The organism is Microcoleus sp. B3-A4, assembly GCF_036705385.1.
Lineage (GTDB): Bacteria > Cyanobacteriota > Cyanobacteriia > Cyanobacteriales > Microcoleaceae > Microcoleus.
On the sequence record NZ_JAUBUI010000071.1, the window covers coordinates 1 to 13,475 of the forward strand.

The 13,475-nt window shown below is 47.0% G+C and carries 9 protein-coding genes; 5 read left to right on the forward strand and 4 right to left on the reverse strand.

The window, feature by feature from the left end; all coding sequences use genetic code 11:
- Positions 1-29: 29 nt before the first annotated feature.
- A complete protein-coding gene (locus tag QUB33_RS22460) occupies positions 30-203 on the reverse strand; it encodes a hypothetical protein (RefSeq protein ID WP_333354478.1) in 174 nt (57 codons plus the stop codon).
- A 34-nt stretch (positions 204-237) separates the two neighbouring features.
- Here QUB33_RS22460 and QUB33_RS22465 point away from each other — a divergent pair, with 34 nt between their 5' ends.
- Together QUB33_RS22465 and QUB33_RS22470 are read left to right on the forward strand one after the other, a co-directional pair.
- Entirely contained in the window at positions 238-678 is a 441-nt protein-coding gene (locus QUB33_RS22465) for an element excision factor XisH family protein (RefSeq protein WP_333354481.1), read from the forward strand.
- Complete coding sequence (locus QUB33_RS22470) at positions 666-1,007, forward strand: XisI protein (RefSeq protein WP_333354484.1); 342 nt, start codon at positions 666-668, stop codon at positions 1,005-1,007. Before QUB33_RS22465 ends, QUB33_RS22470 begins: the two co-directional genes overlap by 13 nt.
- Before the next feature lie 336 nt (positions 1,008-1,343).
- On the opposite strand, the gene psbA is transcribed toward QUB33_RS22470, so the two are convergent.
- Complete coding sequence (psbA, locus tag QUB33_RS22475) at positions 1,344-2,426, reverse strand: photosystem II q(b) protein (RefSeq protein WP_333060032.1); 1,083 nt, start codon at positions 2,424-2,426, stop codon at positions 1,344-1,346.
- Between the two features lie 196 nt (positions 2,427-2,622).
- The gene (locus QUB33_RS22480) at positions 2,623-4,368 is read right to left on the reverse strand and encodes an alpha/beta hydrolase (protein WP_333354487.1); all 1,746 of its coding nucleotides are present in this window, start codon (positions 4,366-4,368) and stop codon (positions 2,623-2,625) included.
- A gap of 284 nt (positions 4,369-4,652) precedes the next feature.
- Between QUB33_RS22480 and QUB33_RS22485 the strand changes: the two genes are divergently transcribed.
- The 3 genes from QUB33_RS22485 to QUB33_RS22495 all read left to right on the forward strand — a co-directional run bounded on the left by QUB33_RS22485 (position 4,653) and on the right by QUB33_RS22495 (position 8,946).
- Positions 4,653-5,633 carry an Npun_R2479 family HD domain-containing metalloprotein gene (locus QUB33_RS22485; RefSeq protein WP_333354529.1) on the forward strand — a complete coding sequence of 327 codons (981 nt, stop codon included), beginning with the start codon at positions 4,653-4,655 and terminating at the stop codon, positions 5,631-5,633.
- A 393-nt stretch (positions 5,634-6,026) separates the two neighbouring features.
- Positions 6,027-8,177, forward strand: a complete 2,151-nt coding sequence (gene ligA / locus QUB33_RS22490) for an NAD-dependent DNA ligase LigA (protein WP_333354491.1) — start codon at positions 6,027-6,029, stop codon at positions 8,175-8,177.
- A gap of 355 nt (positions 8,178-8,532) precedes the next feature.
- Complete coding sequence (locus tag QUB33_RS22495; protein ID WP_333354494.1) at positions 8,533-8,946, forward strand: hypothetical protein; 414 nt, start codon at positions 8,533-8,535, stop codon at positions 8,944-8,946.
- Between the two features lie 400 nt (positions 8,947-9,346).
- Here the strand turns inward: QUB33_RS22495 and QUB33_RS22500 are convergent.
- Positions 9,347-13,475: CHAT domain-containing protein (locus QUB33_RS22500; protein WP_333354497.1), on the reverse strand; the 4,129-nt coding region annotated here is incomplete at its 5' end.

A 13,475-nucleotide genomic window follows, 5' to 3' on the forward strand; every position in this document is an offset into this window, starting at 1 on the left:
TGCTTTCTATTCTGCCATCAACTTGCCTGCTAAGTCTTTGAGTATTTATACTGGCTGCAAAACTGGGATGCTCCCGTGCCTTCCTTCGTAGGGATAGAACCTTTTGCTACTTCCCAATTACCCTGCAAACCCGTGGTTTCAAAGAGCTGTTCAGCCGCTACATCAACATCTTCACCTTCAAGAGACAGCTTTACTTCTACCATATATCAACCGAGTAACTATAAATACCAGTATACTATGCTTTTAGTTTATAATAAGCCTATGCCGAAGCTAGACATCATTCACTACGCTGTCAAAAACGCACTGATCAAAGACGGCTGGACGATTACTGACGATCCCTATGTAATTCAGTATCGCAGAACAACGCTGTACGCCGATCTCGGTGCGGAACAACCCATTGCTGCAGAACGGCCGGGACAGAAACTTGTAGTTGAAGTGAAAAGCTTTATCGGTGCCTCGAAAATCCAAGATTTAAAAGAAGCTCTCGGCCAGTATGACATTTATCGTTACCTTTTAGAAGAAACAGCACCCGATCGCAAACTTTACGTCGCAGTTAGTGCGATCGCATATAAAAGTTTCTTCACTCAAGATGTAATTCAATTAATTGTAAACAGACATCAACTTCCGCTAATTATCGTAAATATAGAAGTAGAGGAAATTGTGCAATGGATAAACTAATCGAGTATCCCCAATTAATCAAACGTATTTTGACCGAGTATGTAGAATTGTGCCGCCATCCTCAACCAGAAATCGAGACATTCTTGATTACCGACGAACAAAACGGTCATTACATCTGGATGAATCTTGGCTGGGAAAAGGGCGATCGCATTACCGGGATGACTGTTTACGTTCGGATTCGCGATCGCAAATTCTGGATTGAGGAAGACTGGACAGAAGATGGGATTGCAACTGATTTGGTGCGCGCAGGGGTTCCCAAGGAAGATATTGTGTTGGCATTTCACGAGCCTGGGATGCGGCAATACACCGATTTTGCAGTAGCTTCTTAGCACTTGATGGATGGGAAAATCAAAAAGCTTGATCGCACAGCTATTGATGGTTATTTATTGAACAATTTTTTTTTTGAAACATTAGTGTACTTACCACAATATTCTCCTCTACCTAAACAAGATTGAGCCAAGAAGAGTCTTGGTTAAAGAGTCGAACCCGCCAACAATTGGAACAGTTTGATTGTTTACGTTCTGGTAATTGAAGATGTCTTAGGTCAAGCGTCCTAACTGCCTTAGCCGCTGCTATACTTCCCATCCCCGCAGTAAAAATATTTTTCCCCAAACAAAAAGCGCCCCTATTACTAGGAGCGCTGTTTGTTTATCTCAAGCTAAAACTTAGCCATTGATAGAAGGAGCAACCAAAGCTACAGGAGTTGTTTCACCAGCAGCCAAGTCGAGAGGGAAGTTGTGAGCGTTGCGCTCGTGCATTACTTCCATACCCAAGTTAGCGCGGTTGATCACATCAGCCCAAGTATTGATGACACGACCTTGAGAGTCGATAATCGATTGGTTGAAGTTGAAACCGTTCAAGTTGAAAGCCATCGTGGAGATACCCAAAGCGGTAAACCAGATGCCGACTACTGGCCATGCACCTAACAAGAAGTGCAAGGAACGGCTGTTGTTGAATGAAGCGTATTGGAAAATCAAACGACCGAAGTAGCCGTGGGCTGCAACGATGTTGTAGGTTTCTTCTTCTTGACCGAATTTGTAACCGTAGTTTTGCGATTCGGTTTCGGTTGTTTCACGAACCAAGGAAGAAGTAACGAGAGAACCGTGCATGGCGGAGAACAAAGAACCACCGAAGACACCAGCAACTCCCAACATGTGGAACGGGTGCATCAGGATGTTGTGCTCGGCTTGGAACACGATCATGAAGTTGAATGTGCCGGAGATACCCAAGGGCATACCGTCAGAGAAAGAACCTTGTCCAATTGGGTAGATCAAGAATACTGCGGTTGCTGCTGCAACTGGTGCAGAGTAAGCGACGCAGATCCAAGGACGCATACCTAAGCGGTAAGACAATTCCCATTCACGACCCATGTAGCAAAATACACCGATCAGGAAGTGGAAAATTACCAATTGGTAAGGGCCGCCGTTGTACAACCACTCATCGAGGGAAGCTGCTTCCCAGATTGGGTAGAAGTGCAAGCCGATGGCGTTGGATGAAGGAACAACTGCACCTGTGATGATGTTGTTACCGTACATCAAGGAACCTGCTACTGGTTCGCGGATGCCGTCGATGTCCACTGGAGGAGCAGCGATGAAGGCGATGATGTAGCAGATGGTGGCGCTGAGCAAGGTAGGAATCATCAAGACGCCGAACCAACCTACATAAATGCGGTTGTCTGTGCTTGTGACCCACTCGCAGAAGCGTTCCCAGACATTGGCGCTTTCGCGCTGTTGTAAGGTTGTTGTCATGGTTTTATGATTGCTGTATTTGGTTGTCAATGTTCGGATGATGTTTATATTATTAACGGTGTTGTTAAGGTTTGTAAAGGGGTTGAGCGACAGTTAAACTGATGACTGCGATTAGGAAAGCTGATGAGAGGAGAGACAGGGGTGATCGCCCCCGCGCGAAAATAGAAGACAGCGTGCTCTTCGGCGCACCTCAAGCCTAACGAACGGGAGCTATCGGAGGTGGAGAAGGTAGAGGAACAGGAGCCAGGACAGGTGGAGAGACTGGCCTGCGAGCAGGTGGAGAAATCCTGAACTGCTGGAGTTGCTGCGGGGTGAGCGATCGCAAAATTCTCAGTCCGAGAGTGTCTCGGGAGATGCTTAAAGCGTAGGATGGCTCCAAATACGGGCGGAAATTTGATTTGTTGTTCAAATAGCTTTCCATGAAAGCTAGGCTGAGTCCGCTGAGGTAGCGACGGGCTAAAACTGGTTCCGGCCCGATGACCTGTGGTGGTGGCAGAAAGAGGCTTTGAGGGGAATCCTCGATTGTTGAGAAGTGAGTCCCGTTGTTCATGAGTACGAGATATTTGTTGGGCGATGTCAGCCAAGTGAACGGTTGAATTTGTTCGAGCAAAGCGGGGGCGACGGTATCGGCGCTGCCTGCGATTAGCATGACTGGGATTTGGATTTTGCTGAGGTTTGTTTCTCCGAGAATGCTGCTAACGATCGGGTTGATGGCGATCACAGCTTTGATGCGCGGGTCGTCGAAATTATACTGGTTGCGCTCTAGGCCGCGGGCGCGGCACTGCAACAGCAGGGAGAGGTTCCAACTATCGTTTTCGAGTCCGCAATCTTTGTCTAGCTGTGCAAAATTAATCCCCGCCCCGGCTAATGCTAAAGCCGTATAGCCACCGAAAGACTGGCCGATGACGCCGACTCGCTGCAAGTCGAGCTGCCCTTGGTAGGTCGGATCGGTTGTAGAAAGTTGGGTTAAATAATCGAGCAGGTCTTTGATGTCGAGGGGGCGGTTGATAAATTCTGCTGGCTCTGCTACTTCATTGGCTCTGCCTGTTACTAAGTTTTGGATTTGTTGGGCGTTGCTACCGGGGTGTTCGGGGACGGCGACGGCAAAGCCGTAGGAGGCTAGGTGTTTGGCTAAATACTCGAAGGAAAGGCGATCGGAACCTAAACCGTGGGAAATTACTACTACTGGGGCCGGTTGCGGGCTGCCCTGCGGCAGGTAAATGTCCATATCAAACGTGCGAGGGCGATTTGGACTCGTCACAGTTACCGATGATTTTTTCCAAGTATAGGGGCCCGGTAGCTGGGGCTGCAGCATTTCGGCGGGCGGTATGGCGGGTTCTAAAGCTGCTTGTGCTTCGGACAATTGAGCGACTCCGGCGATCGTCTGATTGGAACGGTTGATCAGCGATGTCAGCTCGTCGGCTATACCCAAGCCGCGGGCGATGTCAATCCTGATGCCATAAGTGGGGAATTTCCGCAGCACGTTGAGTATTGTCAGGCCTTCTGGATCTGAGGCTGCTAAAATCAAGGCGGCTCGGATGGCATAAAATCCGGGCTGCCGAGCTTTGGTTTGAATTACTCGGCCCAAGCGTTTCAGCAGCACTTCTCCTTGAGGCGTGTAGAGAAATTGGGCGATCGTCACCTGGCTGATTTCAGCTTTCGCTTGCAGGGCGCTGCGAATGTCAGCTAGCTGAGATTCTTTGATGTACTGAGCGAAGCCGTCCAAGTTCGAGTCTATTTTGCCTTCTTGGGCGAAGAGAGCCAGGGATTCGATGGGAACTGATTCTTCTAGCGGCCCGTAAGTTACGTAAATTCGCTCGGCACCCATTGCCGGTGCGGCAGTGCAAACAGCAGTGAATGCAAACAATCCTAGGTATTTTGGGGCGATCGACCGCCGAGCGCGAAGGGCAGCAGTGGAGAGGCTCGAAAACAGACAGTTCATAACTTTCACACCTAGGACTTCTAATAATTAGTCGGTGAAACGAGGTAAATTGTTTCGTCAATATTTAATGCCGAAAAATCGATCGGTTGCTTCGGTTGCTTCGGAAATTAGGTTATCGTGGGAAGCATAGCCTAAAAGTAATTTTCTGATTTGACAAGGCTAGCTGAAATTTAAAATTCCACGCCGAGGGGTCAAACCTACTGGAATGCCCATTGATTATTTTTCAGCTATCCAAGATATTTTTGATCTAGTTTGTAACTACAGCCTGAGTGAGAGAATTTATGATGTTCAATGCAACTGCTATCCTGATTGACGCTTTTGTGCAAGAGTTGCAGGCCGGCTACCGTCGCACCTACGGCAAGTACAAGCCTGACTACCCTGAAATTATCGCCTGGGCAGGGACTATGGCTCTGGAAAATATCGCCAACTGCGATGCTCTGTACCACAATGTAGAACACACAATGCTCGTGGCTTTGGTGGGACAAGAGATTCTCCGGGGCAAGCATATTCGCGAAGGGGGAGTGTCGCCGGAAGATTGGCTGCACTACCTGATCTCGCTGCTGTGCCACGATATCGGCTACGTCAAAGGTGTTTGCCGCCAAGACCAAGAAGCTGTGGGACTCTACGCTACGGGTATTGACGGGGGCATGGTTTCTGTACCGATCGGGGCAACTTCTGCCAGTTTAACTCCTTATCATGTCGATCGAGGAAAACTCGTAATTGACGAACGCTTCGGCGGCCACACATTAATTGATGCCGAACAAATCAAGCGCAATATTGAATTGACGCGCTTTCCAGTTCCTGCCAGCGAAACTCATCAAGACAGAAATAATTATTCGGGACTCGCTAGAGCCGCCGATTTGATCGGTCAGTTGAGCGACCCAAATTACCTGCGAAAAATAAGTGCCCTGTTCTACGAATTTGAGGAAGTCGGCACTAATAAAATCTTGGGCTACAAGTCTCCGGGAGATTTGAGGCAAAATTACGCAAAGTTTTATTGGAATGGAGTTTTTCCCTACATTCCCGCAGCTTTGAACTACTTGGAATTGACCCAGGGAGGCAAACAAATTATTGCCAACCTCTACGCCAATGTATTTCAGGTAGAACACGCTGAACCGCTCGCTTTCACCAAGCCAAACGCTCAAGAATTCACCAAGTCCCGCGCCAATAGTAACTTGAACGGCGAAAAAGATGGTGAGAATCTTCAACCTTCCATGTCTGGGGAAAACAATAAATTTAGGGATTTTCCCGACTTGAATTTGTAAGGATTTATGCGCCGAATTCTGCAGCTATAAAGGCGAGTCAGTCGATTTGAGATTTTAAACTTCGGCGTGAGACGTTCGGCGCAACGTTCGGCGTTCACTCAGTCGAAGGATTTGAAATTTACTCCAGAGATGACTGTGGGAGGTTGAAGAAGAGTCAAAAATTTTGGCCGACTGGCAACTCCTGTCGGAAATTAACTATCCGTTTTTGGGCAGGGTGACAATTAGGATAAGTTTTGATTTTCTAGTTGCTAGCTCTTGGTTTTTAGCTCAAATGGACATCGATCATCTAAAATCGGTCTGGCAGCAAAAACGTTGCTCGCTCCTTTTTTTTGAGCTAAAATGGAGAGTTATAATCAAAAATCTAACATCGAAAATCGAAAACCTTAAATCGATATGGCAACTGAGATTCAGCAGCAAATTCAACAGTTGAGGCACCAGTTACAGGAAGCTAGCTATGCTTATTATGTTCTCGATGCGCCGATCATGCCAGATGAGGTGTACGATCGACTTTATCGCCAGTTGCAAGAATTAGAATCAGATTATCCTGAATTAATTACTGCAGAAAGTCCGACTCAGCGGGTGGGAGAACAGCCGGCTACTCAATTTTTTAGCGTCAAACACAATATTCCTCTCTACAGTTTGGAAAATGCTTTTAATTTTGAAGAATTTGCTAAATGGCAGGAACGCTGGCAAAGGGTAGCACCTCCCCTAACCCCCGGTCAACAAGGAAATGCACCCCCCCTAACCCCCCCTTATCAAGGGGGGGGACAAGAGGGAATAACATCTTCCATTAACAATCAGCAAAATAGGGAAATTACTCCCCCCCTTAGCAAGGGGGGGTTGGGGGGAGTTTCCTATGTTTGCGAGTTAAAAATTGACGGTTCTGCTTTAGCGTTAACCTATGAAAATGGGGTTTTAGTTCGCGGTGCGACGCGGGGGGACGGCATTGCCGGAGAGGAAATTACTCAAAATGTCAAAACTATTCGATCGATTCCTTTAAAGCTCAATTTAGATAATCCGCCGCCTGTTGTGGAAGTGCGGGGAGAAGCTTTTTTGTCTTTAGCTGTGTTTGAGGAAATTAATCGGGAACGGGAAAAAGCAGGGGAACAATTGTTTGCTAATCCTCGCAATGCTGCGGCGGGTACCCTGCGGCAGTTGGATTCTAAAATTGTGGATAAGCGCAGGTTGGATTTCTTTGCTTATACTCTGCATTTAGATCGGGGTAACGAGGGAAACACGCAGTGGGATTCGTTGGAATTGTTGCGACGAATGGGCTTTAAGGTGAATCCCTATCGCAAAATTTTCTCTTCTTTGGATGAGGTTCGCGAGTATTACGAATATTGGGATACTGAGCGACGGAATTTGCCTTACATGACGGATGGGGTTGTTGTTAAGATTAATTCGGTTTGGCTGCAAAAACAATTGGGTTTTACTCAGAGGTTTCCGCGTTGGGCGATCGCCCTGAAGTATCCCGCTGCCGAAGTGCCTACAATAGTAGAAGCTGTCACCGTGCAAGTAGGGAGAACCGGGGCTCTGACTCCTGTAGCGGAACTCAAACCGGTGCAGTTGGCGGGGACGACGGTTTCGCGGGCTTCTCTCCACAACAGCGATCGACTTTCCGACCTAAATCTCCATATTGGCGATACTGTGATTGTCAGAAAAGCTGGGGAAATTATACCAGAAGTTGTGCGAGTTTTGCCGGAACTTCGCCCCCAAAATGCTCAACTTTTCCAAATTCCTAGTTGCTGTCCCGAATGCGAACAGCCTGTGGTTCGCGAAAAGGGGGAGGCCGTTACTCGCTGCATCAATACATCTTGTCCAGCAATTTTGAGGGGTTCGCTGATTCATTTTTGCAGCCGGGATGCTCTGGATATTAACGGTGTTGGCGAGAAGTTGGTGCAGCAAATGGTTGATAGCAATCTGGTGCATTCTGCGGCGGATTTGTACGATTTGACCGCGGAAAGATTGATGAGTTTGGAACGCATGGGTAAGAAGTTAGCAGAAAAGTTGGTAAGTGCGATCGCCCAATCGAAAAATCAACCTTATTCGCGCGTACTTTACGGCTTGGGCATCCGCCACGTCGGCAGCGTGAATGCTCAATTACTGGCAGAAAGGTTTGCAAATGTAGAAGAGTTAGCAGGGGTATCGGCGGCATCGATTGAGGGCGTTTACGGCATCGGGCCGGAAATTGCTCAAGCTGTTTATCAGTGGTTTCGAGTGCCGGCCAATCAAAGTTTAATTGCACGGTTGAAAACTGCTGGCTTGCAATTGGAGTCAGAAGTGAAAAATCCCACTTTAGCCAGCACAAATTTACACCTTGCAGGCAAAAGCTTTGTGCTTACCGGAACTTTGCCCACTTTGAAACGAGATGAAGCTAAAGATTTGATTCAGAAAGCAGGAGGTAAAGTGACAAGTTCTGTAAGTGCTAAAACTGATTATGTGGTTGTGGGAGAAGATGCGGGTTCTAAGTTAGAAAAGGCTCAATCTTTGGGGATAGAACTACTGTCGGAAGCTGAGTTATTAGAACTGCTATCGAAACCCTAAATGATTGGTGAAAGTCAATATATCTCTCTTTTTTCTTTCTCTGCGCCCTCTGCGATCTCTGCGGTTTGTAAAAAAGCTGATTCACTTGAGCCGTTTTCCGAGAACATCACCAACTATTCTATTGCGCCAAATGGAAAATAGTCGATCGCGAATTGGGCAATACCTCAAAAGGCATAGAAAGCGCGTTAGCGAAGCCCTCGAAGAGGATCGCACTTGGTGAATATACATACTTCCCCGGCGGTGCTGCCCGAATCGGTTGTCGGTACAGGCTAGTTTTGCTAAAATTTGATAAAGTTTGCAATAGCAATGGCAACTGCGAGCTTAGCCAAATCCCAGCAATCATAGGAGATACATTATGTCTGAAATTCCAGCAGAACAAACACAAACCAACTTGACAACTCCAGAAATAACTACCGAAAGCTCAATTTCTGGGCTGGAAAACGTGAAAAACAGTTTGGGAAACGTCCTAAATAGTTGGAAATTGAAAGTAGGATTAGCAGTTGCTGTACTGTTGGCAGTGTCGCTATTTGCATTCTACTGGCAGCATATCGTTGCAGTCGTAGGTATGAAGAGTTGGTCGGCGCGATCGGGAGCTAACCCGATCGAATGTATGGTAAGAGATACTAATAACGACCAGTATGTCAGTTGCAGCGCCCTCTTGGATCAGCAGATTGTCCCTCTTGAGTGCAGTTCGAGTTTGTTCAATATCGGCTGTCGAGTCAATTACGGAACTGCGGCAGCAAATCCGAGACAAATCAACCCTAGATAGACCATCTGCGGGTTAGAGATGATTGTTGAACGAACAGATTTGCTACTTAAAATATGGGACTTACAAAAAAACTCTCACCGTGAAAATACTCCAGCAATAAAGAGCAGAAAACTCTTGTTTTTCTTGTTGTAAAATAGCAGGTAAGTAGACTTACCTGCTATTGCCATTAGGTAATCTTTGATAGATGATGTGCGGCAGTATATTGGCGATCCGAAGGTTTTTGATGATATTACTTTGGTGGTGAGGAAACAGAAATAGAGTTCCAAACCCCCTGGATAGATCGGCGGTTGAAATTGGGGCAGCCACGGGGGAACCGCCCCAACCACCCCAAGCGGGCATTGCTCCTAATGTAGAAACTTTCGTCCCTCAGAAGCGGAGACTGAAAAATAAAGATGGCAGCTTACCAAGGGCTTCCGATCATGGTGAAACTACTCCAGTAGTAAGGATGAGAAAAGTTTTGGTTTGTTTGTTGTAAATTAGCAGGTAGATTTAACTTGCCACCTGTTGTTACTAGCTGTCCGTTTTCCAGCCGCAATTTACCGGACATTATTGCTTGTTGAGCCAGTTGCAAAGCTTCTGCCTTAGTTGTGGTTCCTCGCAACTGGTGGTAAAATTCGCTCATCAGCCCCAAAGTGCCTCCATCGTCAACATACCACAAACTCCCTAAAGCAGATTTGGCGCCGGATTTTACTGCTAAACCTCCAAAACCTAACTCTGCTTCCCGATCGCCCAAAGCAGTTCTACAAGAACTCAATACTAACAAGTCTACCTGCGGCTTGCGCCAATTTAAACTCTCCATGTCATTGAGTCGCAATTGGGAATTCCACAGTTGAATGTAAGAATTGCTCGGTTTTCCCGGTTGGAAGTCAGCATGGGTTGCTAAGTGAACGATCCGAAATCCTCCCTTGGTGTGTTGCGAGTTGAGATTGTCTAAAGTGAAAGTCGAATTCAGGAAAGATGCGCCGTGCCACTGAGCAGAAATTGCCTGTAATTCGATCGGCACGTTGGGCAAGGGATTTTTGTCAACAAATTCAGACCGTCCCATTGCTAGGACTGTGGCGTCTATAACTGCTCTATAATTGCTATTAGTCAAGCTGAAACTCGGAATTAGGCTGAAACTGTATTTTTGAATCAAGAAGCCTTGACCGTCGTGCAAAGCGGCAAAGGGCAGGCTCCGCAATCCCGGATCTACTGACAGCAATAAAGTCTGAATTCCTAAGTTTTGTAAGTCTTTTTCTAGGGGTGCGATCGCCCATTTATACAGTTGCTGGGCCGAGGGTAGATAACTGGTACTACCGCGTTTTCTGGCAGCGGTTATTTCATCGCGCAACTCCTGGACGACGGGTTCAAGAGCTGTTCTGTTGGCTTCGGGGACGCTGTAGTGAATCGGCAACCCTACGGGAGGAACTAAAATTAGTTCCAGTCGGTCTACTCGCGAGATTATGTAGATAATACAGGAACGTTTGCCGGTTTGCTGTTCGATCTTTCTTAAAGTTTCTTGGAATTGCGCCCTCATCACTTTTTGGCCTGGAAGGTTGGCTTTTACTCCCAGATATTCTCCAAATTCTTGATTCCTAATTTGTTCTATTCCCAAAACTATTTTGTCTATGTCGTTGCCTTCAAAAAGTCGATCGGGAGGCGGAACATATCCCAGCACTAAACCCTTAGGGTTGGCTGGTGGCGGTGTGTCCCTGGGGGGAACTGCTGGCGGTTGGTCGGGGGGTAACTGACTGGTGATACTTGAATCCAGTCTTAAAATTTGACCCGCAGCAGGGCCGGGAGTGTCTAGCGCTGGAATTCGGCGGCGATTTAGAAAGTCTTCTGGATCGGGGGTTGAGGCGATAGGTGCGGGTGTGGGGGATGCTGGTGTGGCGATGGGTGCGGGTGTAGGAGTTGGAATTGGACTCGGAGTTGGAATGGTGATCGGAGTTAGAATTTCGATCGGAGTTGGAATGGCGATCGGAGTTGGAATCACAACCGGAGTTGGAATTTCGATCGGAGTTGGAATCACAACCGGAGTTGGAATTTCGATCGGAGTTGGAATCACAATCGGAGTTGGAATGGCGATCGGAGTTGGAATCACAACCGGAGTTGGAGTTGGACTCGGAGTTGTTGACGGAGTTGGAATTGGATCGATCGCGTCATCAGTCACAAACGCAATATTACCAACACTACTAGAACGCGGAAACGACTGCGATGTAATGGTAGATTGTCCCGTTGTAATTGCACCCGCCGTACCGTTGCTAGCAGCATCCCCCACCACAAACGGTTGAATCGGATTCCCTCCATCTCCCCCAGCGTGCACAATTGTAATTTTGCCACCACCGGCGCCGCCAGCAGTAGAAATGCTAGCAAATCCCGTCGGCGACAGTGGGGTGGAAAAAGTACCCGTAGCGCGGAAAAAATTGCCTGTGATTGCTGTCACCTCGCCACCGGTGCCGCCTGTACCGCCTTGGGCATTGATCCACTCTACTTGAATATCGCCGATCGGATCTAAGAACACATTGCCCGCATTTCCGACTATACCGCTCGAGTTAATTTGTCCGGCCGTAATTGAAGTTATCGCCTTAACAGTTATGTTACCGCCACTGTTTGCCGATGTATTCAAATTGCCTGCGGTGAAATTGTTACCGCTTGTAAATAGAATTTCTCCGCCATTAGTAGTAATATTTTTAACGCTTATATCGCCTTTGGCAGTAATATCGACTTTGGCGGCGGTGACATCTCCCGACAAGTTGACTTTTTCCGTGTTTAGTGCTGTAAATTGTTGCGCGTTAATTGTCGAGTTTCCTGTCACATTGCCAGCATTGTCGATCGCAAGATTTCCTAACAGGCTGGTGGCCCCCACCGCACCGTTGAAAGTGATGCTGCCGCTACCGGAGGCTAGAGTTAAGTTGCGGGCCGCATCAATACTGTCGATCGCACCTCCAAAGGCAATATTCCCTCCGGCGGTACTTAATATCGCATCTTTCGTCAACCCGAGAGTGCCGTCTATATTGATATTGCCGTTATTTGTGGTAACATTACCACCCAACTTAGTGCTAGCAGTAATATTAAAACCTGAATTGCTGGCAATATTACCAGTAAATTCTGCATTGGTTGCCGTAACATTCAACACAGAAAGCGGTGTTGTGCCTCCGATATTTCCTTGCACCAGCACATTGCCATTAGCTGCATCTAAGCTTAACGAACGATTGCCGTCGATCGCACCAACTATGTTAATATCTCCGCCGTCGGTACTGAGATTGATATCGTTGCCGAGTTTGACATTGCCGTTAAGGGCGATCGCATTTTTATTGGTGTTGATGCCAGAATTCAAATTGATTGTGGCAGCGTTGAGAGTAATGCTGGTGTTGTCATTGCCCGTTAGAGTGCCATCAAGTGCGATCGTACCAGTTCCCGTTTGAATACTTACGGGGTCTAAAAATGTGAGATTATTGGGAATACTAATATTGCCGCTGCCATCCGATCGCCCGATCGCGATCGACTTAAATCCATTTTGAATCAAATCAATTTCCGCTGCCGTCAAATCTAAAGCGGGAGTATTGTTGTCACTACCGCCGATCGCAATATTTTGTCCTGCCTTTGCCGGTTGCAGAGTTAGCGCGCCAGTACCAGAAACCTTACCTAAAAAATTAATTTCACTTGCTGTCAAAGTCAGCGGGTTAGTTTTTGCTGCTAAAGTCGAACCGAAAGCAATAGTTGCATCTCCGAGTGTAAAACTTACAGAATTTTTTAAGGTCACAGGCCCACTAAAACTAATGTTATCATTAGTGGTAGCCATATTTCCGCTCAGCGCCACAGTTCCTGCACCTTTTTGATTAAATGCACCATCTAAATTCAGATTTTGATCGATATTGAGATTCCCCGTGTTGGTAATTGTGAGTGTGCCGTCATTCGTGGTTGTGACAATTCCTTTGAGATTAACATTGTCAGCAACCAGATCGAGATTGCCAGGTACGTCAACAGTCTTGTTGAAAGTAATTTCCTTCCCTGTGAGAATCTGATTGTTGGCAATCTTGACAGCATTTCCATAGGTTTGGCTGCCGGTTGTCGTCACATTGCCACCTAAAGATGTCTTGCTGTTGGCAGTTAAACTTGTGAGAGGAGTTGTCTTACCAACTGCACCGTTGAAAGTAATATTACCGCTATCGGCATTCACCGTCAAATCACTGCTACCGTCAACAGTATTTTTGAAAGTAACATCGCTACCTGTGAGAGTCGGATTCTTGACAATCGTGACAGAATCGTTATAGGTTTGAGTGCCGGTTGTAGTGACATTGGCGCCTAAAGATGTCTTGCTGTTGGCAGTTAAACTTGTGAGAGGAGTTGTCTTACCAACTTCACCAGTGAATGTAATATTGCCACTACTGGCTTTCACCGTCACATCGCCGCTACCGTCAACAGTATTTTTGAACGTAACGTCGCTACCTGACAGAATCGGATTCTTGGCAATCGTGACAGAATCGTTATAGGTTTGAGTGCCGGTTGTAGTGACATTGGCGCCTAAAGATGTCTTGCTGTTGGCA

Bases quoted from the DNA above. Each gene is read 5' to 3' on its own strand.
- QUB33_RS22465 (WP_333354481.1), top strand. From the start codon at position 238: ATGCTTTTAGTTTATAATAAGCCTATGCCGAAGCTAGACATCATTCAC.
- QUB33_RS22460 (WP_333354478.1), bottom strand. From the start codon at position 203: ATGGTAGAAGTAAAGCTGTCTCTTGAAGGTGAAGATGTTGATGTAGCG.
- QUB33_RS22485 (WP_333354529.1), top strand. From the start codon at position 4,653: ATGTTCAATGCAACTGCTATCCTGATTGACGCTTTTGTGCAAGAGTTG.
- QUB33_RS22470 (WP_333354484.1), top strand. From the start codon at position 666: ATGGATAAACTAATCGAGTATCCCCAATTAATCAAACGTATTTTGACC.
- ligA (WP_333354491.1), top strand. From the start codon at position 6,027: ATGGCAACTGAGATTCAGCAGCAAATTCAACAGTTGAGGCACCAGTTA.
- QUB33_RS22495 (WP_333354494.1), top strand. From the start codon at position 8,533: ATGTCTGAAATTCCAGCAGAACAAACACAAACCAACTTGACAACTCCA.
- QUB33_RS22480 (WP_333354487.1), bottom strand. From the start codon at position 4,368: ATGAACTGTCTGTTTTCGAGCCTCTCCACTGCTGCCCTTCGCGCTCGG.
- psbA (WP_333060032.1), bottom strand. From the start codon at position 2,426: ATGACAACAACCTTACAACAGCGCGAAAGCGCCAATGTCTGGGAACGC.